General features: G+C 49.5%; 23 protein-coding genes. 6 read left to right on the top strand and 17 right to left on the bottom strand.

Annotated features, from left to right (window positions below):
• Positions 1–31: 31 nt before the first annotated feature.
• Complete coding sequence (locus LLG46_05880; GenBank protein MCE5322832.1) at positions 32–700, bottom strand: SdpI family protein; 669 nt, start codon at positions 698–700, stop codon at positions 32–34.
• On the bottom strand, positions 673–1,011 hold the full coding sequence (locus LLG46_05875; GenBank protein MCE5322831.1) for an autorepressor SdpR family transcription factor: 339 nt from the start codon (positions 1,009–1,011) through the stop codon (positions 673–675). The genes LLG46_05880 and LLG46_05875 overlap by 28 nt, the downstream gene beginning before the upstream one ends.
• Before the next feature lie 196 nt (positions 1,012–1,207).
• Here LLG46_05875 and LLG46_05870 point away from each other — a divergent pair, with 196 nt between their 5' ends.
• Positions 1,208–2,074, top strand: a complete 867-nt coding sequence (locus tag LLG46_05870) for a GNAT family N-acetyltransferase (GenBank protein MCE5322830.1) — start codon at positions 1,208–1,210, stop codon at positions 2,072–2,074.
• A gap of 100 nt (positions 2,075–2,174) precedes the next feature.
• On the opposite strand, the gene LLG46_05865 is transcribed toward LLG46_05870, so the two are convergent.
• The 14 genes from LLG46_05865 to LLG46_05800 all read right to left on the bottom strand — a co-directional run bounded on the left by LLG46_05865 (position 2,175) and on the right by LLG46_05800 (position 17,615).
• Positions 2,175–3,428 (bottom strand): hypothetical protein, encoded by a 1,254-nt coding sequence (locus tag LLG46_05865; protein ID MCE5322829.1) that lies wholly within the window; start codon positions 3,426–3,428, stop codon positions 2,175–2,177.
• 28 nt (positions 3,429–3,456) lie between these two features.
• Positions 3,457–3,975, bottom strand: coding sequence for a hypothetical protein (locus tag LLG46_05860; GenBank protein ID MCE5322828.1), 519 nt, complete (start codon positions 3,973–3,975; stop codon positions 3,457–3,459).
• Positions 3,976–4,315: 340 nt separating this feature from the next.
• Positions 4,316–5,971, bottom strand: a complete 1,656-nt coding sequence (gene groL / locus LLG46_05855) for a chaperonin GroEL (GenBank protein MCE5322827.1) — start codon at positions 5,969–5,971, stop codon at positions 4,316–4,318.
• Between the two features lie 18 nt (positions 5,972–5,989).
• Positions 5,990–6,283, bottom strand: a complete 294-nt coding sequence (gene groES / locus LLG46_05850; protein MCE5322826.1) for a co-chaperone GroES — start codon at positions 6,281–6,283, stop codon at positions 5,990–5,992.
• A gap of 218 nt (positions 6,284–6,501) precedes the next feature.
• Positions 6,502–6,696 (bottom strand): hypothetical protein, encoded by a 195-nt coding sequence (locus tag LLG46_05845; protein MCE5322825.1) that lies wholly within the window; start codon positions 6,694–6,696, stop codon positions 6,502–6,504.
• Positions 6,696–7,322, bottom strand: a complete 627-nt coding sequence (locus tag LLG46_05840; protein ID MCE5322824.1) for a PEP-CTERM sorting domain-containing protein — start codon at positions 7,320–7,322, stop codon at positions 6,696–6,698. Before LLG46_05840 ends, LLG46_05845 begins: the two co-directional genes overlap by 1 nt.
• Before the next feature lie 22 nt (positions 7,323–7,344).
• Complete coding sequence (locus tag LLG46_05835; GenBank protein MCE5322823.1) at positions 7,345–7,968, bottom strand: PEP-CTERM sorting domain-containing protein; 624 nt, start codon at positions 7,966–7,968, stop codon at positions 7,345–7,347.
• 22 nt (positions 7,969–7,990) lie between these two features.
• Entirely contained in the window at positions 7,991–8,647 is a 657-nt protein-coding gene (locus tag LLG46_05830) for a PEP-CTERM sorting domain-containing protein (protein ID MCE5322822.1), read from the bottom strand.
• A 27-nt stretch (positions 8,648–8,674) separates the two neighbouring features.
• Complete coding sequence (locus LLG46_05825; protein MCE5322821.1) at positions 8,675–8,965, bottom strand: hypothetical protein; 291 nt, start codon at positions 8,963–8,965, stop codon at positions 8,675–8,677.
• 54 nt (positions 8,966–9,019) lie between these two features.
• On the bottom strand, positions 9,020–9,667 hold the full coding sequence (locus tag LLG46_05820; protein MCE5322820.1) for a hypothetical protein: 648 nt from the start codon (positions 9,665–9,667) through the stop codon (positions 9,020–9,022).
• 19 nt (positions 9,668–9,686) lie between these two features.
• Positions 9,687–13,025 (bottom strand): right-handed parallel beta-helix repeat-containing protein, encoded by a 3,339-nt coding sequence (locus LLG46_05815; GenBank protein ID MCE5322819.1) that lies wholly within the window; start codon positions 13,023–13,025, stop codon positions 9,687–9,689.
• Positions 13,026–13,374: 349 nt separating this feature from the next.
• Positions 13,375–16,533, bottom strand: a complete 3,159-nt coding sequence (locus LLG46_05810) for a hypothetical protein (GenBank protein ID MCE5322818.1) — start codon at positions 16,531–16,533, stop codon at positions 13,375–13,377.
• On the bottom strand, positions 16,527–17,021 hold the full coding sequence (locus LLG46_05805) for a hypothetical protein (protein ID MCE5322817.1): 495 nt from the start codon (positions 17,019–17,021) through the stop codon (positions 16,527–16,529). Before LLG46_05805 ends, LLG46_05810 begins: the two co-directional genes overlap by 7 nt.
• 15 nt (positions 17,022–17,036) lie before the next feature.
• Complete coding sequence (locus LLG46_05800) at positions 17,037–17,615, bottom strand: hypothetical protein (protein ID MCE5322816.1); 579 nt, start codon at positions 17,613–17,615, stop codon at positions 17,037–17,039.
• 100 nt (positions 17,616–17,715) lie between these two features.
• Here LLG46_05800 and LLG46_05795 point away from each other — a divergent pair, with 100 nt between their 5' ends.
• Entirely contained in the window at positions 17,716–18,675 is a 960-nt protein-coding gene (locus tag LLG46_05795; GenBank protein MCE5322815.1) for a hypothetical protein, read from the top strand.
• Positions 18,676–18,741: 66 nt separating this feature from the next.
• Entirely contained in the window at positions 18,742–20,088 is a 1,347-nt protein-coding gene (gene cas1 / locus LLG46_05790) for a CRISPR-associated endonuclease Cas1 (protein MCE5322814.1), read from the top strand.
• Here cas1 and LLG46_05785 read toward each other — a convergent pair.
• Positions 20,026–20,325: a hypothetical protein gene (locus LLG46_05785; protein MCE5322813.1), complete on the bottom strand. Its 300-nt coding sequence runs from the start codon at positions 20,323–20,325 to the stop codon at positions 20,026–20,028. The genes cas1 and LLG46_05785 overlap by 63 nt on opposite strands.
• A gap of 135 nt (positions 20,326–20,460) precedes the next feature.
• On the opposite strand from LLG46_05785, the gene LLG46_05780 reads away from it, so the two are divergent.
• The 3 genes from LLG46_05780 (at position 20,461) to LLG46_05770 (ending at position 24,199) form a co-directional block, all read left to right on the top strand.
• Complete coding sequence (locus LLG46_05780; GenBank protein MCE5322812.1) at positions 20,461–21,291, top strand: hypothetical protein; 831 nt, start codon at positions 20,461–20,463, stop codon at positions 21,289–21,291.
• A 309-nt stretch (positions 21,292–21,600) separates the two neighbouring features.
• Entirely contained in the window at positions 21,601–23,604 is a 2,004-nt protein-coding gene (locus LLG46_05775) for an AAA family ATPase (GenBank protein ID MCE5322811.1), read from the top strand.
• Positions 23,597–24,199, top strand: a complete 603-nt coding sequence (locus LLG46_05770) for a hypothetical protein (protein MCE5322810.1) — start codon at positions 23,597–23,599, stop codon at positions 24,197–24,199. The genes LLG46_05775 and LLG46_05770 overlap by 8 nt, the downstream gene beginning before the upstream one ends.
• The last annotated feature ends 16 nt before the right edge of the window (positions 24,200–24,215 follow it).

Below are 24,215 nucleotides of genomic sequence, written 5' to 3'. Positions count from 1 at the left end.
CTAAGCCAATGCGGCCGGATGTGCAAGCAGGTCATATAGACGATGGCGAACGCCCTGGGTCACCTTTCCAGATCACGTATGAGTATATGAACAGAAATAGAACCCATGGCAGCCCTGCAGCGATAATCACATAGAGTAAAGCCACGGAATCAAGAAAAAAAGCGCATAGCAGGATCAATAGGCCGTATAGTACGGTCAGTTTGCCGCCTATACGATGAGTCTTGTTCCATGAAAGCTCACTGGAAAGAGTCCAGGGCGTCCTGATCCCGGATATTCGGTTCTGGCGCAGCTTTGGAAAGTAGTTGCCGATCACAATGAGAAGCAAGCCGAATGTTCCCCACAAAATTGCACTCACATCCGCTTTCCGGCCAAGTGTGACCCAGACAGTCAATCCCTGCAATACAACAAGCGGCATCATGGCAGCTATCCATATAATCGTCTTAACAAAAGAGAGGCGTTCGATTCTGGCAAGCAAGACAAATATTCCAGTCAGCACCAGTGTAACAACAGGCAGTCCCAACAACCCAACCGCTTTGCTCGAATATGCGTCGGGTTGGCCTTTAATATTCCAGTGTGTGACAATCCTCTGACCATCAGGGATATTGATCCAGCCAACAACAGTAAGCACCAGCATTATAAAGAGAATATATGCTCCTGCCGTAAGCACCTGCTTCATGCCGGATGTTGTTTCGTCTTCCATTGTTTTGCCCCTCCATCAGATTTGATTTCGACTTTGTTCTTACTATCGCGCCTAAGCAGGTCGAATGTATCCAGCAGGCTGACCAATGCATCCTCCAGCACGGATACATTTAGATGATAAGTAATCGTCGTGCGGACTTTGTCGCCATAGATCAGGTCGGCCTCCTTGAGAATGGCAAAATGCCTTGAGAGCGTGGGTTTTGTGATATCGAAATGCTCGGCTATCTCACCGGCGGTCATATCATGCTCGCGCAGCATCTGCAAAATCTTCCTCCTGGTAGGATCCGAAAGCGCTTTGTATACATTGCTCATATTGCACCTATTTGTTATTTAGTCTAATATCTAAATATTATCCCCAAAAACCCTGCTTGTCAAGAGTTGGTGATGTAGATGCCTGTTTTTTTCTGATCCTGATACAATATAAGGTAAAAATCGCAAAACAGGAAAAGTCCTACAGGAAATATTGTGCTACGATGGCTTTACAAAGTAAATTGCTTAGGTGAATGCGTTGGAAATTAATGCGGAAATCAAACAAGTAATCGAATATATCGATGCGCACCTAACAGAAGAAATCTCGATATCAACATTATCAGAAATAGTGGGTTTTTCTAAATGGCATCTGTGTCATGTGTTTCGAGACTGCATCGGCATGCCGGTAATGGAATATATCCGGCTGCAGCGTTTGCGTCATGCGGTCAATGAGTTAGCGCATGAACGAAGACTCTATGACATAGCCCTCGATTATGGTTTCGAGACGCAGGCAGGGTTTTATAAGGCATTTCAACGCCATTTCGGGTGTTCGCCGACACGATATCGCATCCACAAACAACGAGAAATCAACCGCCAAATTGACCCAGTATTAGTTGACGTAGCAAATGGAGGCTTAAACATGCAAGATCGAACAACCATCCGTATTGTTCAAACGGAAGACGCCCAGGACCTATGGGAAAATGTGTATTCTCGAAATACACTAAATGAGGTCGAAGACCGTGTTGCCGGCAATCTGTGGGCTTATTCCGAAGACAAGGCGCTTCCGCTGGTGGCAGAAGTAGACGGACATGTCATCGCCACAATGTATATAGCATTCGATGAGCATCCCTTAAGGTCTCATATCTGCACACTTCATGATGTAGTCGTAAACCCCGGTTTCCAACGCATGGGTATCGCGCGGAGTTTATTCGAGGAATGTAAAGCACTGGCAGCGAAGAATGGCAAAAACACCATATGCATATCCGTTCGCGGCGGCACGACTGCGGAAACAGTCTATCGAAAACTTGGGTTTACTGAGTATGGACGTCTCCCAAATGGTATTACCGAGTCATGGGGCGAACATAGCACTTTTGATGAGGTATTCTTCTATATGCCGCTAAACTAAAAGAAGATTGTGGCGTAGTAAGAAGGCACTGAATCATTACAAAATCCAGATTCAGTGCCTACCTATATTGCGTACACGGGCAAACCAAGCCTGCATCTGGTTATTGCGGAGGATAGTATAGAGTTTCAATATCACTCCATTCCGCCACACGGATCAATGGATAATGCTCGGAACCGACTTTAAATATAGAACTTGATCCCTGTACTCTCACTATCTCACCGACATACTTGCCGTTGCCCCATATGGCCGGGCCTTCGACTTTGACTCCCAGTGAACCCATTCCACTGTCTCGACCGGAGCCGTCATCAACTGTGATCCATGTATGCTGAATACTTTCGTCGTAAGCGGTCACCCTGCCCCATACAACCACATCCAGGCCAATATTGTTAAGACCGGCACTGCCCACGCATCCGGTCTGCAGTCCCATTGAAGCACCACCGGCATACTTGCCATCTATGCCGAGCGGCGCTGGGGCAGCAGAATCTTCCTCGCTTATCAACTGCACCAGTTGTATCACGCGCTCATCATCACTCGTGCTTTGGACCGTCCCAAAGATCGAAACAGCTTTATCACGCGACGTTCCATCGCCGATAACAGCCATTCCCGCGACTCTGTTGGACGTCTCTACATTGAACCTGTCAGAATGGACTCTCGTCACTATCACATCCGGTATCACGACATCACCGGATGCGACAGATTTAGCCTCGACAGGAGTGACAACCGGCACATCCGCCGCTATGGTAATGTTGTCAACATTGAAACTGTACACAGCGGCTGAATCATTGTCCGAATAGAGGTTGACTTGCGTAAACGGGTCTCCAGTAGATACGACACCCAGGAAATATGCATCATTACCTTCGCTGAGCGTAGTGAGTGGATCAGTGGCGCTGTAGGCATCGTATCCTGATGAATTGGACACATGCATCTTCCAAAACGGTATTGCCGGATCGCCCGTAGGGCTGGGATTGCCTATCAGATACAGTCCAAAAGCATGCACCGGACGCGAAAAAGTAAATATAATCCGGTCGCTGTTACCGGCAAGAAACTGGTTTTCTGAGCCTGATACTCCAATCGATATCGGAGACGAATATGTGGAGTAGTCATCGGTCGCGATGGGCATAAGTGTCAGCGAGGTCTCGCCATCGGAAGCGAGGCCATTACTGCCAATGCTCACCATGCCGCAGGATGTGACCGTTGTCCCAGACACAAGAGAATCCAGATTGAATGTTTTCTTGAAACCAAAACCAGAAATGGCATTGTTGAATGGCATCGGGTCCAAATAGGTTGCGGCATCGCATATGACTGCTCCCACCAGCATATTAAGCGTGAGCACCATCGTAATTACTGATCTCATAACGTACTCCCCTGGCTTAATACTCGATCTAGTTGACCAGATACACCCAGCAGGAACTGGGATTGATTGTAATCGCAGAATCAGAGCTGTTAGTCAGCTTGATCTTTAGAACATTTCCCATAACAGGTATGATGGCGCAGAATGAGCTACATATAGGCTGAAAGCCAAGTTGATTTTGGCTCCCCGAACTCCACCATGGAGTGATTCCCACTGAAATTGCATCATAATAAAACGTCAAGGACACTTCCTGTGCAACAGTGTACGCCATGCTGGAATACATCATTACCCTCGCCTCTTTGTAACCGCTGCAGTCCACGTCAGGAATATAAACTGAACTATTTGCAGCGATTGTAAGCGATGTGGACAGAGGCGATACTTTCAAAGATTTTGCCTGGGTCTGAACCAGGTTGTTGGTCGTAGAAATTTCCACAGTGGGAGTGTTTGCAACCTCAACGGGAGTGGTTCGTGTCTGAGCCGGTGCCATTGACGAAATCATCACGGAACATATCAGGCACACACATAATAAATAAGCGATTCTATTTGTCATTTTAGCCTCCAGTATTCGATAACGATGAAGCAGTAACCCAGTGTTATTAACTAACTCGGCTGTTTGCTTATAGTAGTATATCACATGACTGCAATGAAGAATGTATATATTTGACAATCGGGTATTTGCACCGGTATCTACACCTTAAATTTAGACCCGCATATCTATACAGGGCGTGACAATAGTGAATTCGACTTCAGCAAGCTTGGCTTCATTGGATGGAGAGGATTCTAATGGCTTTATAGATTGGGGATATCAGAGTGTTTACATGTAAACAAATCAGGGGACACTGAATCATTGCAGTTCAGTGCCCCCTATCTAATTAGCGTCTGGGCTATTTCTACATCATTCCCATTCCGGGCATGCCGCCCATTCCCGGCATTCCACCGCCGCCTCCCGGCATCGCGGGAGCAGCACTCTTGGGTTCGGGCTTCTCTGTAATAACTGCCTCTGTTGTAAGAAGCAGAGAAGCTATACTGGAAGCATTTTCGAGAGCAGTACGAGTGACTTTGGCAGGATCGACAATTCCCGCCTTTATCATGTCCTCATACTCGCCTGTGACTGCGTTATAGCCGACACCCGGCTTGGACGCCATCACCTTCTGCACAATCACCGAGCCCTCAGCACCTGCATTGGCTGCAATCCGTCTTGTAGGCTCTTCAAGCGCCTTGCGGATAATCTTCACACCCACAGCCTCGTCACCCTCGACCTTAATCTTCTCGAGCGCAGGGATAAGGTTAATGAGTGTTGTGCCGCCGCCGGGGACTATCCCCTCTTCGACCGCTGCACGAGTCGCTGAAAGAGCATCCTCAATGCGGGCTTTCTTTTCCTTAAGCTCGGTCTCGGTCGCAGCACCGACTCTGACCACTGCAACGCCGCCGGAGAGCTTGGCAAGCCTCTCCTGGAGCTTTTCGCGATCATAGTTGGAATCGGTCTTTTCGATCTCTGCCTTGATCTGAGCAATTCGACCCTTGACTGCATCGTGGCTGCCCTTGCCCTCGACGATAGTGGTCTTCTCTTTTGTGATATGGACCTTGGCCGCCTGACCCAGCATAGAAAGGTCGACGTTTTCAAGTTTGATCCCGAGGTCTTCAGTGATGAATGTGCCGCCGGTAAGGATTGCGATATCGCCCATCATGGCCTTGCGCCTGTCGCCGAACCCCGGAGCCTTCACTGCCGCGACATTCAGCGTGCCTCTGAGCTTGTTTACGACCAGTGTCGCCAGCGCTTCGCCCTCGAGATCCTCGGCAATAATAACGAGAGGCTTGCCCATCTGGATCACCTTCTCAAGGATCGGGACGATATCGGCAATGGCTGATATCTTCTTCTCATAGAGCAGGATCATCGGCTCCTCGTAGACGGCCTCCATGCGCTCGGCATCGGTGACCATATACGGAGAAATGTAGCCCTTGTCGAACTGCATCCCCTCAACCCATTCCAGCACGGTATCTGTGCTCTTGGACTCCTCGACCGTAATTACGCCGTCCTTGCCGACCTTTTCCATAGCATCGGCAACTATCTCGCCTATGGTCGAATCATTAGCCGAAATACTCGCGACCTGGGTGATCGCAGCCTTCTCCTCGACCGGAATGCTTATCTTCTTGATCTCATCAACCGCCACCGCCACGGCCTTCTCTATACCACGCTTGAGCGCCATCGGGTTTGCACCCGCTGCAACGTTCATGAAGCCCTCATGGGCTATAGACTGTGCGAGGACAGTCGCAGTGGTCGTTCCGTCGCCCGCCACATCGTTCGTCTTGGATGCGACTTCTCGCACAAGCTGCGCGCCCACGTTCTCAAACCTGTTTTCTACTTCAATCTCTTTTGCGATGGTCACACCATCATTTATAACGCTGGGGCTGCCGAACTTCTTTTCGATCATGGCATATCGGCCCCTCGGACCGAGTGTACCGCCCACGGCGTCTGCAAGCGCATTTATACCGCGCTCCATATCTCGTCTGGCTTCCTCGCTGAATTTCAGTTCTTTTGCTGCCATATATTCACTCCCCTCCGATTATTTCTTGCCTTCCATAATAGCCAGCACATCTTCCTGGCGGAGAATGACATACTCCTCACCGCCGACCTTGACTTCCGTCCCGGCGTATTTACCATAAATGATCTTGTCGCCAACCTTGACGTCCATCGGCGCAACCTTACCCGATTCGAGCTGGGTTCCCGGTCCGACCGCCACGACTTCAGCTTCCTGAGGCTTCTCCTTGGCGCTGTCCGGCAGCACGATTCCGCCCGCCGTCACTTTCTCAGCATCGAGAGCCTTCGCAATAATCCTGTCACCTAAAGGCTTAAGCATAAACTCAAAACCCCCCATTTAATATAGTATTGAGTAATTTAGATTGAGTATTGCTCATGTTTAGCACTCGACGCTATCGAGTGCCAAGTATGCATGTTACTAGCTTTGGGAGCAGGCGTCAATAGCAGTAAGAGGAATTGTAATAAATCAATCGGGCTGGATACCGACCCAACCCGAAAAAACACGCGATTTGCAGCCAAAAACGTTGTTCAAAAAATTCAGTCGTCGTCCGACCTCCTTCTGAAAGGATCGCAGGGACCATCACTGGGCCAGTCTCTGATTGATTCGCGGACTGTTCCGCTCGATTGCATGCGATGCAGGTTATATGACTCCGGTACTCCCTCCGGTCCCCGTTTTGGCTCCTCATTCTCCGCTTGTTTATCTATGAGATTGCTTGTCTGATCCTTATCCATTATGCACGCCGCCGCCTCCAGGCAATCCCGCCCATACATGCCAAACTTCCTAGTAAAGCAAAGAAGCCGGAGGGTTCGGGAACAGGATCGACATTCAGGTCATCCATACAAAATTTATGGAATGCATCTGTGCTGATGGAATAAAGCACAAACATACCGATATCACCTGAAGAAGAAATCTCGACATACCTATTCTTCCAGGACTCTCCGGTTGCACCTATATATGCGCTTGCAACAGGGTGTTCCAAATCACCGTCGTAACCGACCATCTGTAAGACTACATCCTGCTGAGTACAAAAATACGCACCCACCGAGTAGACAGAATAAGGTTGATAGCTCGTATGACCACTATCAGGCCGCTTAAACATGAAGGTGATTTTGCTGCCTTGGAAACTATTCGATGCAACAAGGACATTATTTTCTGAATGTGGTGGTCCCCAATCTGACCCCACGTGATATGAGATCAGAACGTTGGGAAATTCTATACCTATGCCATAAGTATCTGAATAATAGACTTCAGGTTCTACACCCCTCGGCACATCATCAAATGTCAATGTGTAAGCCTGTGCCACATAACATAAGGTCATAATCATTACTACAGCCAGAATAATGCGTAAAGTTTTCATTATCGTTCCTCTATACCAACACTTATCTTCTACGCCGCCAGGCTATTCCGCCAAGGGTTGCAACACCACCAAGAATGGCAAGAATACCGGAGGGTTCGGGAACTGGATCAACAGTCAGGTCGTCCATACAAAATTTATGAAATGCATCTGTGCTGATGGAATAAAATACAACCGCATTGATATTACCTGAAGAAGAAATCTCGACATACCTATTCTTCCAGGACTCTCCGGTTGCACCTATATACGCGCTGGCAACAGGGTGCTCCAAATCACTGTCATAACCGACCATCTGTAAGACTACGTCCTGCTGAGTACAGAAATACGCACCCACCGAGTTGACATAATACATAGGGTCATTCATATGACCAATATCAGCCCACTTAAATATGAAGGTAAATTTACTACCCTGGAAACTATTAGATGCCACAAGGACATTATTTTCTGAATGCGGTGGTCCCCAGTCCGACCCACTGTGACATTCAATCTGAACGTTAGGAAATTCAAGACTTATGCCATAAGTTGCCAAGTAATAGGTTCCAGGAGATACACCTGTCGGCACGTCATCAAATGTCAATGTGTAAGCCTGTGCCATATGACATAAGGTCATAATCATTACTGCAGCCAGAATAATGCGTAAAGTTTTCATTATCGTTCCTCTATACCAACACTTATCTTCTCCGCCGCCAGGCTATTCCGCCCATACATGCCAAACTTCCTAGTAAAGCAAAGAAGCCGGAGGGTTCGGGGATGACTGTTGCGGTGAGAGAAAAAATGTAACCATCCAAGCCCTGTTCCGTGCGGTAAATAGGGAAAAGCCAGTTGCCCTCTGTGTAATCATTTAATGATATCGTTGTTCCTACTGGCGGCGAGTAGCCAAGTGGAGGCGTCCACTCACCCGTCACACCTATTGCAGGTCGAACATATGTGAGACTGAAGCTAATCGTATCAAAAGAAGCCTGAGAAATGTCTCCACTGAATGTCCAAGGCAATGATAGATACCATGCTTCTTCTGGAATGCTTGTACTGCCCCACAGGTAAATAATCCATGTCTTTGATGCGCCTACGCTTTGCTCTAGCGGTGAACGTATGTCGTAAGAATAGTATCCCGTGCTTCCCGACCAACCATCAAGATCATACTCGTGATACACAGCAATGTGGTATTGCTGCGATTGGTCATACATGATATCCAATGAATCAAAACCGTCAGATGCATTTATATTTGTTCCAAAGTAAGCGCGGTTCATAAATTGCCATTGCCAATTATCTGAACTGCAATATGCTGAAGAACTAAGAACAACAGATATAGCCAGCACGAAATGAATCATGTGTATTCTGCACATATTATTATCCTTTCATAGCCCGTATAGAATTCTGTTCTTTAAGTTATTGAACTGATATCTATCTTCTGGAGTTGTAGCATACCAATTTATTTGATCCAACCCGCCATTTACCGCGAGATATAGGTAGTTTGGATCATTGGTAAAGCTTGAATTGTAGAAATCATATAGCCTTGTACTATCAGGTGCTTCCCAGAGCGATACAAATACCCCACCGCCTTTAGTAGCGGTAAGCGCATCAAGCCGCTGCACCAGTTGCAGGCGCTCTGTCGCACTATCACAGGCTTCCTCACCGGCATCAGTCATATAAACTACAAACCGCCTGCGGGAAGTAGATGAGTTGCAGCAAGGTTTAGTGCATCAATATTTGCGCTTGTTCCGCCTCCAGGCAATCCCGCTGATTCCAGCCAATCCGCACACAAGAGCGAGGAGGCCGGAAGGTTCGGGGATGACCGTTGCGGTGAGATCGAATATGTAGCCATCTAGGCCGTTTTCTACATGGCAGGTCGTGAAACTCCCAGTGCCACCTCCATCCGGATAGTCATTTAGTATCCAATACTCTCCTACCGTATGAGCGTCACTGACGCCCACTGCAGAACGGATATAGGTCATACGGAATTCTATTGTGTCCAGGACTTCTTGGGATATGCCGCTGCTTGGAAACCAGGATAGACCAATGGATTGGCTTGGATAGTCCGGGTCAGCCCAGAGATATATTCGCCACGTCTTGGAAGTGCCGGGAGTCATCCCTAATGGAGCACGAATGTCATTTACGTAGAAACCAGTTGTACCAGTCCAGCCACTCACGCCCAGTTGATGGTAAAACCCGATAAGGCAACCTGACCAGTTTTCGGGAGTAAGGATGTCTAGCCCATCATAACCATCATTAGCACCTGTCGAGGTGCCGAAGAAGCGGGAATGCGAGAAGCTCCATTGCCAGTCAGAAACGCTGCTGAATCCAGCGTTAGGCAATATCAATAATGCAATTATCAAGATATATCGGTGCATAGATTTCCTCCTTAAACGGTTATAATCCATATAGAACCCTGTTCTTAAGGTTGTCAAACAGATAGCGTGATGCGGGATTCTGATTATTCCAGTCGATACTATCGAATGCGCCGTTCACTGCAAGAGATAGATAAGCTGGGTCGTTAGTAAAGCCGAAGCTGTAGAAATCATACAAAGGTCGAGGGATCGAATATGGATCTTCCCACAGCGATACAAATACCCCGCTGCCTTTAGTAGCTGTAAGCGCATCAAGCCGCTGCACCAGTTGCAGGCGCTCTGTCGCACTATCACAGGCTTCCTCACCGGCATCAGTCACATAAACTACAAACCGCCGTCTGGAAGTAGATAAGTTGTCTTCCAGATCCTGTGCAGCAAGGTTCAGTGCATCAATATTTGCATCTGTTTCGCCCTCTGCACTAAATGAATTGACCCATTCGCAAAACGCATCAACCGCATCTTCACCCGTAAACAGGCTGATAGACCGAGATATGGGCGTTCCTTCGTTGAACATAACCGCGCCGAACCGGGGGTCAGGAATGGCAGAGTAGACATCTCGCACAAACGACTCAATACTTGCTGATGCCTCATGTCCCTGCATGGAACCGGAACGATCCACGACAAACACAACATCGGAAGGAGTATTCGGATCATAGAAACATACTTTAGCCTCATCCTCGGATATACCCCCGCACTGTGAGACATAGGCAGTTACATTAACATCACCCACATCAGCACGGGTTATATAGATATTGACGACTCCATTTGAATCGCTAAACCCGTATCCCGACTGACCACCCGGATCAATATAACCACCGGGAGAAATAGAGACAATCTGGCCGGCGTCGATTGAAAAATTCACTCGCACTCCGCCAACAGGAAAAGTTAGAGCCGCATTTAGGCATACAACAGACCCGGTAAACGCCCATGAAAGCGCGGGACTTAAGATTACGATATGCGAAATACACCCAGTTACCTCATCTGCGCCTATATCCACCGTGTTATCCATAATACGGGCTTGGCCGTCTATGTCCACATCTCCTACATTCACAACACTATTCAACCCGACGTTTATGCACTGTGAGGTTTCCTGAAGATGTATATTGTGAGCAGGTGTGATCTCAAACGAAGGATCGACGGAGATATTCGAGTTGTCAACCGTTCCCACATCAACATAGTTGTATTGACCATGCCCAAAACTGTCATTGTTGTTGAGAGTGATGTTTATGCCCGACACGCCTTTTATGCCTGCACCCTGATTATTGGCTACTATATTGTTTATTACTTTATAGGTGTAGGATGTACCGGTAAGGAATATACCATCGCCCACTCCACTGCTGCCATTCCATGCAATTGTATTGTTGATAATATCGCATGCACTGTCATCGCAATAGATACCTGCCCCAGCCGTTGCGCATGTATTTTCTATAATCACATTGCTAGAAACTCTTGTAATTTTGTTGGGTTCACTTGTAAAATATATCCCACCGCCATAATCTGCACTAGTATTATTTTGTATGGTGTTGCCTGATATGATTGGATTGCTGCCATAACAGCAGATTCCTCCTCCACTCGATGAGCTTGCCGTATTATCAGTTATACTGTTTGATAATATCTGTGCGCTTGAACCATAAATATACACACCACCCCCATTTTGGCTGGCAACATTTGAAGAAACGTCATTATTCAGCAGTTGCGCACCACCCCCTGAACAATACACTCCGCCGCCGAATCCGGCTGTGTTGCCGGATATTTTGTTACTGTAAACCAGTTGATAACCATCGTAGATGTATATGCCGTTCCCCGAATTGTTTCTGATCGTATTGTTTGCGATGACACAATACCCTTCACCACAGGATATGCCTGCCCCTTTTGAATACTGGATAATGAAGCCATCCAACCTTGTCTCTCGCGATTGACCTTGAAATGCAACAAAGTCACCATATTGTAATACGGTCCCATCCAAAATTGTCTCATGAAGCGCCCAGTTGCGCTCCTCGCGAAGAGATTCGCCTCCCGCAAACCCGCCATATACTGCTACATCACCCAAAATATTGATGTATTCGCTGTAAGTTCCAGCAGCCACCCAAACCTCACACATCTGATTTTCTGCACTCGCAGCTTCAATAGCCGACTGAATAGAACTGTAACAGTTTGTCCAGCTTCCGATATCGACACCACCCGGCGTGACATACTTCACGCAGTTCGGTATCCCGTCCATGGAACTATCAGGCACGCGCACAACGGGAACCGGCTTGCCGTCAGCCATTTCGGCTCCCAGAACGCCCGTCACGCCCTCAACGTATGTTTGACTGCCCGGAGCATCACTAAGGTTCCAGTAGACCACTTTCAAGCCGGTATGCGATGTAGTCGCAAGCGCTGAACCGTCATCAATCCAGCAGACTGCATGGCCATTTTCTGTCGTGGTATCGAGCACAATACCCCATACTCTCACGCGCGTTCCGACTGCGCTCAACCCGCCGGAAGCGGATACGTTGGAAGTGTCCAGATATAGTGCGGGTTGTTCTCCGAACTCGCCGCCTGCGGTAGACCGGCCTATCAGCCCTGCCGGACCAGGTCGTTTCATCGAACCCGTACACTTTATTCTGGCCGCGCTGATATACGCTTCGCCGGATAGTTCTCCGCTTATCAGACTGCCTTTGATCGCAACGATATTTCCAGGCTCGATTGGGACCGACACCTGCGGCACGACTTTTATTCCATTACCGCCCGTAAAAGGCTCCTGGATATAGAAGAATGAAACCAAGCCGTTATCATAATAGACAGCCGTGACCAGCTTGCCTGTGATATCAACTTCATCGCCGTTGAGTTTCACATACGCGATAGTTCCTTCCTCAGGAGTTAATGGCTCGGATTCAACCGGTTCGGACTCCGGCACGGGTGGAAGAGTCGGATCGCTATCCATTATCGATATTCCGACTTTAGCATCTTTTGTATATGGCCAGTCATCTTCATCTTTGATCGGGATGGGAAAACTGAACTCCTTGCCATCGGAGTCTGTATATACCGAAATGTCCTGCGCCACGAGCACGCGGTAAGCGCCGACTGTCGCCATATTACCCGTAATATTCAGCGTCCAGCCATTTTGTACTATAAATGTCTTGAGGTAGACAGACAGAGCTATTTGCGGGCTTGTGCTGCATGTGTCTCGAACAAAAGCATAATCCCCACTCACCTTTTCAACAAAGACAGCAGGAAGACGAACCGTTGTGCCATCCGGCTGAGTAATTGCGCTGCGAACACAATCAGTTGTCAATGTCTGCTGGGTCGATGCAAACAATGAGACAGACCCAAATAAGAGTAGAACTACAAGAACTGCGCCCAAACATCTCCTTGTCATCCGATTCTCCTCACATACCCAATTTGCAATTTTCATGCCATTCGATGATTGTTCGTAATTTAGCATATAGGCGTGGGGTTGTCAAGCAATATTGTTGAATAATTACACATATATTGAGTAGGGGGGGTGATATTAGCGACATGCCACAGCTTTGCGCTATTCACAGCCCGCGAACAACATTTAGCTGAAATATCATGGCATGTTCATCACATTTGGGGCAAGGGGGTATAGAGATAAAGGCCATCCGACAACACTTCTGACACCATACTGCCGCCATTCGTAGGGTTACCAGAGATAGCAAGGGCCGAACTTGACAGCCCGGCCCATATTGCTGTGTGCCTGGTTCACCTCAATGCGAATCGTCTGCAGCCCGTAGATAGGATTCCAGCTTCGACAGCATGACTTTGCTCACCTTCCGTTTCCCGGTCAACGCTTTGAGAAGATTTCCGTGGTCCACCTCGGCACGCCGGGCGAACTCCCTTATTGATATGTCTTCCGATGCACAGTGCGATTTCACTGCAGAGAATAGGGATTTCGCTTCTGCTGCGTCCTGCCGTGTCTTATCCGCAAGCCTCACCAGTGCCGATTGCAACTTCTTCACTATCCGAGCCGTCATTCTTGCGTTGCCCACCAATAGCCGCGATACTCGGGCCGCATCTATGCCCGATGCAGTCGCTACCTTACGAACGCCGTGCTTTCTGCACTCGTCAAGAACTGGCAGGTACTGGGCGGTAAACTCCTGAGCCGATATGCCGTAGATGATTTGTTCCTCCGGGTCTACTCCAAGGTACGCTTGTTCTTCCCAGCGGTTGGCTTCCTTGCCGATGCACTCAGTACCGGATACTATGACGTGCTTTCGATAGGTCATGCCGGAATTGGTGTAATCGCCATTGTCGAACTTGGCTTCACAGTGTAGATGATACTGAGCTATGGCTTCACGATAGGTCTGCAATTGCTCTATGGCTATGTGGTTGCCGGTGATGCAGTCAAAGCAGTTCTGTGCGGCCTTAGCCGGGTCTTTGTCGTAGGGTGCAACTACGCGAAGGTGAGACGATGCTCCTGCCTTCTTATGAGGTTGGCGCTTCGGGTGGAAGATCGTCACGAAGCCAAACGGTTTGACCCGTTCCTCATACGGCAGGGCGGCGTTGTGCTCCTCGAACCACTTCAGTAGAACTGGGGTTGTAGCCGCATAGCGTGTAGCCGCAGGCTTGTCGAATCCGGGCATATCATTATAACAGACTTGGGCGGGGTGTCCTTCCAATGCGGCCTGAACGATTCTATACCATAGATCATACTGCCAGCGTTCCACTCCCATCTTGTCTAGTCGAACCTGCGGCTTAGGTATGCTATCCGGTGCGTCTTTCTCCCCGTAGGGCGGAAGCAAATGCCCAAGCCCATGAGCCGATGCCTTGCGGATGATTGGTAAGCTGCCGGGGCCGATGTTGAAGAGTGCGTATCTCTTCGCGGATACAGCAAAGCAGTACAACGGTTCCGGTTCCTTGGTTACCTGTCCACTGCTGTCAAGCCGGTAGTTCTCATCTTCGACCTTCAGGATGGAATCCGGCTGCTTATCCTTCGGTGCGTCGTAAGGATTCAGCGGCGTGAACCAATCGACAATCCGTGCTACACGCTTCTGGAACTCTTCATCCGGCATATCGCCCGGCTTGGCTAATGCCATGCTGTCGGTGTCACAGAACGCCCAAGTCAGCCCGGCGTCTTGTATGAGTCTTTCCGCAATCGCAAGCATAAGCCGGGCTGCACCTGTTATGAGTGTTCCAAGCAAGGGATGGAAGAACTCGCCGGGTTCCTCCACATTCCGCAGTTCGACTGGGAAGCATTCGCCGGTGTTACCGAAGCATGCCAGTTGTTCCCGCTTGGCTCTTTCGTTAACATTCAACTGCATGAATATGCCGTAGCTCGTGGCATTTGCGCACAGCTTTATAGCCTGTTGTTCGGTGTCCAGCCTTGGTTTGTCCTCTTGCGGGCATGACTTCATTTTCGCCTTGATTCCACTGCGCATTTCGATAAGCCGTTTGTAGAAGTCCTGCTCTATCGGATTGACAACGAACTCTGGGTTACCGGCTATCGCTATGGGGTGCAAGTCCTGCTGTACGCCTAGCGGTCGGAAGCCTACAGCTTGCAGCACCTTCGGACTGCACCCGGTAAGAATCTTCGATTGGATACAATCGGCAAGGGTATACCACACCGGTTCGTTAGATTCCAGATGGTTCACGCCGATGGAGTATTGTGCCTGTTTCGGCTCATGTTGTTTCTTGTTGTACTTGGCACGAACGGGAAGCACATCATCATCCGGCTGAACTCTCACAAACACGGCCAGGCTCTTCCACACTTCCGGGTTCCGCAGGTCGGCTGCATCAATAGAATCGAGTAGAGTACGTGCTTCTTCAGTCGAATCAAACCACTCGATTCCTTGAGCTGTCACGAACGACCACAAGTGCATGAGGGTGCAAACTGTCGGGTACATTGAAAGGAAGTCGCAGTAGACAACCCTCGTAATTTCGCGGCGGACGTGGACTTCTGAACGCCCGCCATAGTACGTGCTCATTATAATGCCGGTCTGTTCAGGCGGAAAGCCCGGCTGTACCTCCTCCCAGGGCCGTATGCCCATCTGTCGCAGGTAAGCCTTTCCCAAACTGGCTTCGCTGTAGATGTGGTTGACGAGAGTGTTTGCCAATCCGTAGCCCACATATCTCGCATGCAACTTCTCAAAGCACTCCCAGGTCGCCTGAACATCTTGGGCAAGGTATTCAAGGTAACGCGCCGTAAGGCTTTCGCCGTGTTCGCCGGTTTCCAATTTGCGGTGTTTTGTCTCCAGATGGTCTGCGAGTGTTTCTAACGACCATGACCCGCTGAGCAGTGCGCTTGCCAGTGTCCGCACGTCCACGAAGTAGCCGGGATGTGCAGGCACGCTGTCTCCTTTATTGCGCCTACTTCTTGGGGTTTTCTGCTTCCACGGCACTGCGAACTTGATACGCGCCATACGGCTGTTCAGGTGCTTTACGACAATGTAAGGCCAAGCCCTATTCTCGCTCAGACAGAAACTGAACCCTCCGCGCATTCCGCGTTTCTTTGCAGTGTTATGACGCCGGGCTATCCGGGCTATGTCGAACGGCAGGTTGAAGCCGATGCACAGGGCGTGCAGTTCATAGACATACCGCAGGAATACCTTCCAGATGAACTCATCCTTCGTGAGCACGTCGTAACGATACTGCGAGGCATACTCTGTAAGCAGGTCAAACTCATCTGACGAGAATGCCTGCGGGTCGTGGAAGAACCCCTTTGTGCGAAGTCGGGTTCCCTTGTAGACCTGGTAGGAACCGACGCGAAACCGCTGTGAAGTACCTACGGTCGTTTCAGTGTCGAACACTAAGCGGTATTCTGAGAATCCAATTGTGGAATCCCTCTTGGGGTGTTTCTGCGCTTGCTTCATCGGCCTTGCGTATGCACGCAGGGCAATTTGTAGGGGTGACTTGCTGTTACTTAACATGATGTGCTTTCTCCTTCATAACCGAGGGTGTTCCACCACTCGGGGCCTATGCGAATCGTGAGCTTGTTGTCCAACGACTCAAGATAATCGGGAACCCAACCAAATATGCGGTCTATGATTAGCCTGAGCACGTCAAGAAACCCGCGCACGGCTGCCGCTGCTTTCCGCAATGGGCTTCCATGAGGATTGCGTAACGTGTTAATGGGCCAATCTCTCTGTAGGTCGGTCAAGGTGGCATGATCGTTGGCGGGTATGCTAACGGTGAATGCCGGGTCGTTGTGATGTCCGCTTGGGTGATGCTTCTGCACGGGTGATCTCTCCTGTTCCATGCACTGGTGTTCGATGCAGAGAATGTCGGGGTTTTTACCCGTCAATGCGGCAGGATGGGTTTCGCTGCACTTACTGCACGCAGGGTCTCTAATTTCCAGACGTTCATAGTCGTTCTGGCGGCGCACTTCGTAATCACTCGAATCGTAGAATGGTTCCATTGTGTTGACCTCCTCTCACTGAACCATCCGGTACATACTCTCGTATGGCTGATCGCCGGACTCGTTCAGCCTATACAGCGTGTTTTCATCCGTCTCGAACACATGGCGTTTTCCATGAACATCAACTATTGACTGCCCACGGTACAGGTCAAGGTGGGAAGGGTCATTGGTGGTGATGAACCGCTTGACTGCGTTCAGGTAGTCGCTGGCGAGTTTCGCCTGCTCGTAACCCTTGACAGTAACCTCGATCTCCTGTCCCTCGCTGAAGATGCCAATTGGCGGGCGTATTCGGTCATCAGCCCCCAGCCGCCAGCGTCCGCCCGTCTTTGTGGCGATTCCTTCCGAAGCTACGTAGCTGCTCAATCGTTCGGCGGAAACGTGGGCGGACTTGGCGGCGGAACTCAGTGATTCCCCCCGCCGAAAATGCTTAACCGCTTCTTCCAGCTTGGGGTTGTAACCTGCCGTTGGTTTCGCTGAGGCTAGGACTTTGCCCGCTTCCGGGTGTCCCCGTGCCTGCCCGCGAGTCAGCCCTTTAGCCAACCCTTGGGCAATTCTGCTTGCATACTCTGCTTTGTAGTCACGTTGTCTTGGCATTCGTGCGCCTCCTTGTATGTGATTTGAAGGGAGCATATCACACGCGGAATTCAGGAAACAGGCAGTTTCGCGCACTGGTGTATGGATGTATAATTGAGGAATGGAAACTCAATGGATTCCCGCAGATGAAGTGAAGCAGTTTGCCGCAGAACACGGCGTTTCGGAATGGCAACGGGAACGTTGGCAAAAGTCCGCCCTTATCCCTCAATCACACGTCATTCCTCTTGGAAAAGGCAAGGGAACATGCTCAGAGTATCCGGCATGCGCCATGAGACAAATGCTTGCTACAAAGCGCAAACTCGACCGCAAGAGGTCATTCTCTCAAGCCCGGTTGGAGTTGTGGTTGGAGGGCTACTCCATCCCTACGGACAAGTTGAAAGCTGATCTGAAGAAACTGGTTCTTGGATTGCTGGAGACACTCCAGCAACCGGGCAATGACGCTCTGGACAATGCCGAGAATTTGACTGCCAAGGCGCTACCCTCATTCCGGCGCACTGAATTGGGCAAGTCGATGAAGAAGCGACTCAAACGCGCCGCTGAAGTGGAATCTGTAATAACAGCCATTTTTCAGCTTGTGTTTGGAGGGTGTCCGGTGTTTAGCCGCAACTATTCGGATACCGATGAACTGGGCCTAGCTCAGACTTTCCCTACTGGTATGGGCATAGATTGGATGGAAAAGACCAAGATTCCAGAAGTCGGGCGATGGATGCCTGATATGCAGGAAAACTTGGTTGAGCTTGCCAAGAAGAAACACATATCGGTAAGTGCTCTCGTGAAGGCATTGGACGAGGCTGCGGAACAAGAGTTGGAAAGAGCACGTTCGGACTTCCTAGCCATTTTCGGTGCGTTGCCTAATCTGAACGACGGCCTGAAGAAGCAAGACTTGCCCGGCATGCCGATCATTGAGCATATAGAGCTAGACAGCTTCGGGCTTTGTATAGGTGCTCTTTTTATGCTTCGACTTCGTAAGTCCGGGCTTGGCTGTAACATAGATGAGGTTGTAGAAAATGCCAGGAAAATGAACGCAAAACGCGAGTCTGGCACACATAATGCAGAGTAAATATTAGATACCCCCGCGACTGCTCGAACAGTCCGGGGGCGTGACACACGGAAAGGATACTTCCGCATGCAAAAAGAGTATAGCGCACATTCTCACGAATGTGCAACCCTCACTGACCCGTCAAGGTGTCCCCAATGTGGGAAACCCCTGATCGGTCTAAAATCCACGCAGAAGTTCTGCAATCGCGAATGCTGGAATCAGTACTGGCGCGAACACGTAAAGACCAAACTTCACACCCGCCGAGACCAGTATTGGGCGGAGAAGCACGGAACCAGAACTGCCGACGACTATGACCGGGAACAGGTGAGCGATGGTGAACTGTGGCTTGCCCGGTCTCGATTCTGGCTTGACGAGCGAGACTGCTTCAGCCTCAAATCAAAGCCCAAGCACCAGCCTGATTCCAAGCCGCTAATCCTGACCGGGCACGGTGTTCAACTCAAAACTGAACGCGGGGCCTTGGTTGTTCGTGACGGATTCACTCACTACCCCCAGACCCGCCGGGAATGGCGGTTCTATCCCAGCAGAAAGTCTCTTCCCTCACGGATTGTATTGCTTGACGTTGACGGCTACATCAGCTTGAGCGTTATGCAATGGCTCTGTGAGCAGCGGATTCCGCTTGTCGCTCTGAACTGGCAGGGGGAAGTGGTTACCTGCATCGGTGGCGACAGCCTGAGTGCGGACTTCGGACTCCGGCAGTTACAGCTCGCGGCACAATCTAACGGCATTGGTCTGAAGCTCGCTATTCAACTTATACAGCTCAAGATTGCCGCTTCCAAGTCCACATTGGACATCTTCCCCGACAGCAAACTGAAGAAGCGGGCACTGGAAAAGATAGACCGATGTCTGGAGGAGTTAGCCGGGCCGGTTCCCGATGTAGAAACCCTCCGAATGATAGAAGCCAGGGCCGCTGTTTCCTACTTTGATGTATGGCAATCCCTACCTATGCGTTGGAAAGGAACGGGCCGTCATCCCATACCGATGGACTGGCTTATGGTAGGAGGTCGGCAGTCGCTTGTCAGCGGCACAAACCGCAACGCCACTCACCCGGCGAACGCGCTTCTAAACTATGCCTATGGCGTCCTCGAAAGTCAGATACGCATAGCCGCCACATCAGCCGGGTTTGACCCCGCAATAGGCTATCTGCATGCGAGCAGACCGGGCCGTGTGGCTCTGGTATACGACCTTATGGAACCACTCCGGGCATTGGTTGACAGGGTAATACTCGAACTATTGCGTATGAACACCTTCACTCCCAGCGACTTCATACTGACTGCGAAAGGGATATGTCGCCTAAATCCTGAGATGGCAAGGAGGATAGCGGCGATATGTGTTAGCGAAGCGAAAGTCCAATCAGTCATCAAGTGGGTGCGGGAGGAGATCGTCTCGCTCTCCGATCAGGAGCCAGACGGGTGAGCACTCAAGTGCTTCAGCTAACGCGAAAATCTCCACATCGGAGACAATGCGTGACCCGTTTTCAATACGGTATATGTCTCCCTGAGCGGGAATCCACCCGCCGTTTGTGACACGAGCAAGTATCGCGCACAGCGCATCTTGTGTCAGCTTCAGGGAGTGGCGGCGGTTCTTTACGCGCAGACCAAGCTGATTCATCTTCTTATCTGGAGTCCGTAAGCGCGGAGAACCTCGTGGCATACTCTCATCACCTGTTCCGATAATCTGTGTCATTATCGCAAAGCATGCGGACGATGGTACTACTACATAGTTGGGTTTGTGGAATGACATTACTGTCTGAACTGAACTGTGTGTATCCAAGAAAGGATGGTAGTTATGGCAGAAAGCAATGGTAATGTTTTCGAGGAGATTAAGGAAGCAGCGGAGGCTTTGGACATTGTGGTCTTTCCGGCAATGCCGGATTTGGACAAACTGCGCGTCATAGCAGTTTGGCCCAACACTTGTTGGAAGTCATATCTTGACTTCGCAGTCCGTGCTAAAGCATCGGTCTTGTACCTTTGTGGGCCTAGCTACGACCCGGAACGCGAGATTGACATGGCAATAGAACAACTGGAATCTATGGAGATGAACGAGTATCGAACAGACAGGCTGAGTGATACGGAACGAGCCTGGTTCCGTACACGTCTGCATGAACGCTTGCGTGAATGGGACAATTATGCGGGCCAAACCGCTTGCGCAATGGCATGCTGGTTTGGTGAAAGAGTCATCCACAAATTCTTCGCCGCAGAGCATTGGTACGACGATGTAGACTCAGCCATCACATCGGCAATAGAGGATGCAAAAGCTGTTCTGCGCAATGACAGGAGACTCCGATCTTCTGAGGAAAGTGTCCGGCAGTTCAAATTTGCTGAGCAGATGGCGCGACACGAGCGATTCACCGAGGCCAAGAGCGATGCAAGGCGTCAGTTCATGGCACAGCAGATGTTCCCAGAAGAGGACACCCTTTCAGCTAACGACATTGCTAATAAAGCGGTCTTGTACCACTGGTGGTATGTTGAACCCAGCCAGCGTGTCTCGAATGTCGAAAAGTGCCGTGAGCTATATGAGCAGGGGGAAACAATCAGGAGTATCTCAGCCATCTTGGGTATGCCGCAAACTCAGGTTAAGAAAGCCATTGATTCTACAAGCAGGACTGCCGAGGGATAACGTGGTTACTGGAAGAACTGACCGTGCCCTCACGAGGGCGTCCGAAAGCAACAATTGATGAGATTCGATCACAGTTCAGGAGCCTTGCTAAAGTGACTTGCCAACCGATATCAGCAAATATAAGCTTCGGGTGATTCGCAAAGCTAAAAGTTCTGAAACCGTTGTTAAGGAAAGAATTTGGCGTGTGTCACTTCAGCGCTGTAGACCAAGCAGCAGGATAACTATGCTTGCGTGGCTAAGGAATACTAAGTACGCTCATCCGATAATGATACTGCAGCGCTGGTTGGGGAACGAAGGGGACAACAGTAAATGCCAGATGTTGAGATGAAATTGCGATTCCCGCGAGTGACAAAGGTGAGACTCGAAAAATTTTCGCTATACAAGTCTGCACCAGTCATAGAGCTGACATTTCCAGAAGGGGTGTTTTGTCTGGCTGGAGCAAACGGGCTGGGGAAATCCACTTTCCTATCTGCTATCAACTATGCAATCACAGGAGTAGTTTGTGAGCCAAACCCGAAATTCCAGTCAGTTGAAGAGAGCTACGCCTCCAGCCTTAGTTACGCGGGTGATTATTTCTCGGGCCGTATAAGTGAACCTGATAGAAAAGCTGCAGAAGTAACCGTTGAGCTTAGTGTCGGAAGCCGCATGTACAGAATTACGAGGGGCTTGTTTGAGCCAACAGAACTGCGTGAACTTCTTATATATGAAGTGTCTGATTCTGTCGCTACCGTCTGCGTTGATACTTCGCTGCTCTCCCCCGGCGAAAGACACGAACGCTATGCCGAGTCGATTACCGAAGACACGGGATTAGCAAGCTATGCACAGCTAGTTTTCTTACAGAACTACCTCTTAACTTTTGACGAAAGCAGGCATTTGCTTTTTTGGCATCAGCGTGTTCTGGAGCAGGTTCTATATATTGCCTTTGCAATGGATCAGAATGTTGCAAAACGGGCAGATTTACTCAGGCGTGAAGAAAGGGATTTCGACTCAAAAGCTCGCCACGATAGCTGGAGAGCTACGGAATTACGCAACAAGATTGGTGAACTAGAGAAAGAAGTGAATCCAAATGATGAGAGTCCTGATCCTGACCTTGCAGAAAAGCATCGCGAACTTCTTGATCTGATAGATGCAAGGCAGCGTATTGTTGATGGATTAAAAGACCAAATCGGTGACGCCGATCTGAAATTCCAAGGATTGAGCGCACGTCATATGTCTCTGCGAACCGAGTATGAGGTAGTCTTCAATCAGCATTTCAACATTCATTCTAATGTGCAGCATCATCCCTTGATACGTCTATCAATTGGCAAAGGTCGCTGTGAATTGTGTGGCGCTGAAGGGGAATCTATAGTGCGTGCGATAGAGGTTCGGTCCAAGTCCAATATCTGCCCGCTATGCAATAATGAGAATGTTGATGGTGCTGACGGTGCGGATTTACTAGTTCACTTGCAGAATATCGATACGGAGATAGGTAACGCTCAAAAAGAACTCGATTCACTAGTCCAAAAGAAACAACGCCTGCAACTAGAACAGGAGGCGGCGTTGGCGGATTTGAAGAGTGCCGTTGAGGAATTGTGTGGATTTGAACGTGCAAACGAGGATGCTCTGCAGCAATTGAACCGGTCTGACGGACAGCCTAGCGATTTGGATGTCGTTCTGGAAAAGTACAGACAGCAAATGGCTCTGTTAATAAAGAACAAACTGAACTGGTATGCCCGTAGGGATGAGAAGCGACGAGAGCTTGCCAAACTCCAGCATGAACTTGAGAGCAAGTACACAGCGGCAGAGATGGAATTCGTGCCGTTATTCAAGAATTTGGCCGGACATTTTTTAGGACTTGATCTAGATGTTCGACTGGAAACGCCGCGTTCGTCACCGGAGCTCAACTTGGTCTTGGAGATCACAGGATCAGAGCGTCGGCAACCACACCAATTGTCGGAAAGTCAGCGTTTCTTTGTTGATATAGCTCTAAGAATGGCTTTGTCACAGTATATGGCAGACCCTGCATCTACCTCCAGCCTGTTCATTGATACTCCTGAAGGCTCACTGGATATCGCCTATGAGAAACGTGCTGGTGACATGTTTGCTATTTACGTTAGCAATGGTCATCACATAATAATGACCGCAAACATCAACACCTCGCGACTGATCCAGTCATTGGCACAGCGGTGCGGGAGAGAAAAGATGGAGTTCTCGCCAATGACATCGTGGACGGAACTATCAGACGTACAGATAGCGGAAGAAGAAGCTTTCAAAGATGCATACACGGAGATCGACGCAGCATTCGCAAAGCATGAGGTGAGTCTCGGTGCTTAATCCGTATGCCACGTTTGATTGTCTAGCCATTGGAGTTCGTCTGCAAGACAGATACGGAAATGTCAGCGTGGGTGAATTCCACCTGTTTGCATACTTATCTTGCCTTCTTTCGCTTTATCGGAAGTGTCCAGCAAGTGAATGGCAATATAAGTTCATCAGCTCGCCTACTGGCTCACCGTTTAGCCAGGCGATTGCAGAAGTGATCGATGAGATGGAGAGACTCGGTCTGTTGGCGCATGACAACGAGATTGGTTTCTTGATTACAGATGCAGGTATGAAGATGCTCCAATCGTTGATTACTCTATCTACACTACACACACGCGAGGAGTTTATTGACGGAGCTTGTTCCAGCACTATGTCATTGCCGCCAGGACTCATAAAAACAGCTGTATCTCAAGAGACGTTTTTGCATAACGCAATTCACCTCAACTCGACCCGCTACTTGCTTCCGGATGGGCGAGTGAGTGAGATGTATGATGAGTTTGCTGCAATAAGCGAAGCCATTGGTGTTGATGTTCATGATCTTGCGGTTCCTGCCGTTATTTGGTTGAGCTATATGCTTGAGTGTTCTGGTGGTAAGAAGTATGCAAGTTAGGATGATGGGGAGTTTG

The sequence above is a fragment of the bacterium genome (genome assembly GCA_021371935.1).
Classification (GTDB): Bacteria; Armatimonadota; UBA5829; order UBA5829; family UBA5829; genus UBA5829.
This window is presented reverse-complemented; position numbering and strand designations above follow the sequence as displayed.

Coding starts and splice junctions, on each gene's coding strand:
- LLG46_05810 (MCE5322818.1), bottom strand. CDS start 16,533: ATGTTAAGTAACAGCAAGTCACCCCTACAAATTGCCCTGCGTGCATAC.
- LLG46_05785 (MCE5322813.1), bottom strand. CDS start 20,325: ATGCCACGAGGTTCTCCGCGCTTACGGACTCCAGATAAGAAGATGAAT.
- LLG46_05805 (MCE5322817.1), bottom strand. CDS start 17,021: ATGGAACCATTCTACGATTCGAGTGATTACGAAGTGCGCCGCCAGAAC.
- LLG46_05800 (MCE5322816.1), bottom strand. CDS start 17,615: ATGCCAAGACAACGTGACTACAAAGCAGAGTATGCAAGCAGAATTGCC.
- LLG46_05865 (MCE5322829.1), bottom strand. CDS start 3,428: ATGAGATCAGTAATTACGATGGTGCTCACGCTTAATATGCTGGTGGGA.
- LLG46_05840 (MCE5322824.1), bottom strand. CDS start 7,322: ATGAAAACTTTACGCATTATTCTGGCTGTAGTAATGATTATGACCTTA.
- groES (MCE5322826.1), bottom strand. CDS start 6,283: ATGCTTAAGCCTTTAGGTGACAGGATTATTGCGAAGGCTCTCGATGCT.
- LLG46_05875 (MCE5322831.1), bottom strand. CDS start 1,011: ATGAGCAATGTATACAAAGCGCTTTCGGATCCTACCAGGAGGAAGATT.
- LLG46_05820 (MCE5322820.1), bottom strand. CDS start 9,667: ATGCACCGATATATCTTGATAATTGCATTATTGATATTGCCTAACGCT.
- LLG46_05845 (MCE5322825.1), bottom strand. CDS start 6,696: ATGGATAAGGATCAGACAAGCAATCTCATAGATAAACAAGCGGAGAAT.
- groL (MCE5322827.1), bottom strand. CDS start 5,971: ATGGCAGCAAAAGAACTGAAATTCAGCGAGGAAGCCAGACGAGATATG.
- LLG46_05780 (MCE5322812.1), top strand. CDS start 20,461: ATGGCAGAAAGCAATGGTAATGTTTTCGAGGAGATTAAGGAAGCAGCG.
- LLG46_05880 (MCE5322832.1), bottom strand. CDS start 700: ATGGAAGACGAAACAACATCCGGCATGAAGCAGGTGCTTACGGCAGGA.
- LLG46_05775 (MCE5322811.1), top strand. CDS start 21,601: ATGCCAGATGTTGAGATGAAATTGCGATTCCCGCGAGTGACAAAGGTG.
- LLG46_05815 (MCE5322819.1), bottom strand. CDS start 13,025: ATGACAAGGAGATGTTTGGGCGCAGTTCTTGTAGTTCTACTCTTATTT.
- LLG46_05795 (MCE5322815.1), top strand. CDS start 17,716: ATGGAAACTCAATGGATTCCCGCAGATGAAGTGAAGCAGTTTGCCGCA.
- LLG46_05860 (MCE5322828.1), bottom strand. CDS start 3,975: ATGACAAATAGAATCGCTTATTTATTATGTGTGTGCCTGATATGTTCC.
- LLG46_05830 (MCE5322822.1), bottom strand. CDS start 8,647: ATGATTCATTTCGTGCTGGCTATATCTGTTGTTCTTAGTTCTTCAGCA.
- cas1 (MCE5322814.1), top strand. CDS start 18,742: ATGCAAAAAGAGTATAGCGCACATTCTCACGAATGTGCAACCCTCACT.
- LLG46_05835 (MCE5322823.1), bottom strand. CDS start 7,968: ATGAAAACTTTACGCATTATTCTGGCTGCAGTAATGATTATGACCTTA.
- LLG46_05825 (MCE5322821.1), bottom strand. CDS start 8,965: ATGACTGATGCCGGTGAGGAAGCCTGTGATAGTGCGACAGAGCGCCTG.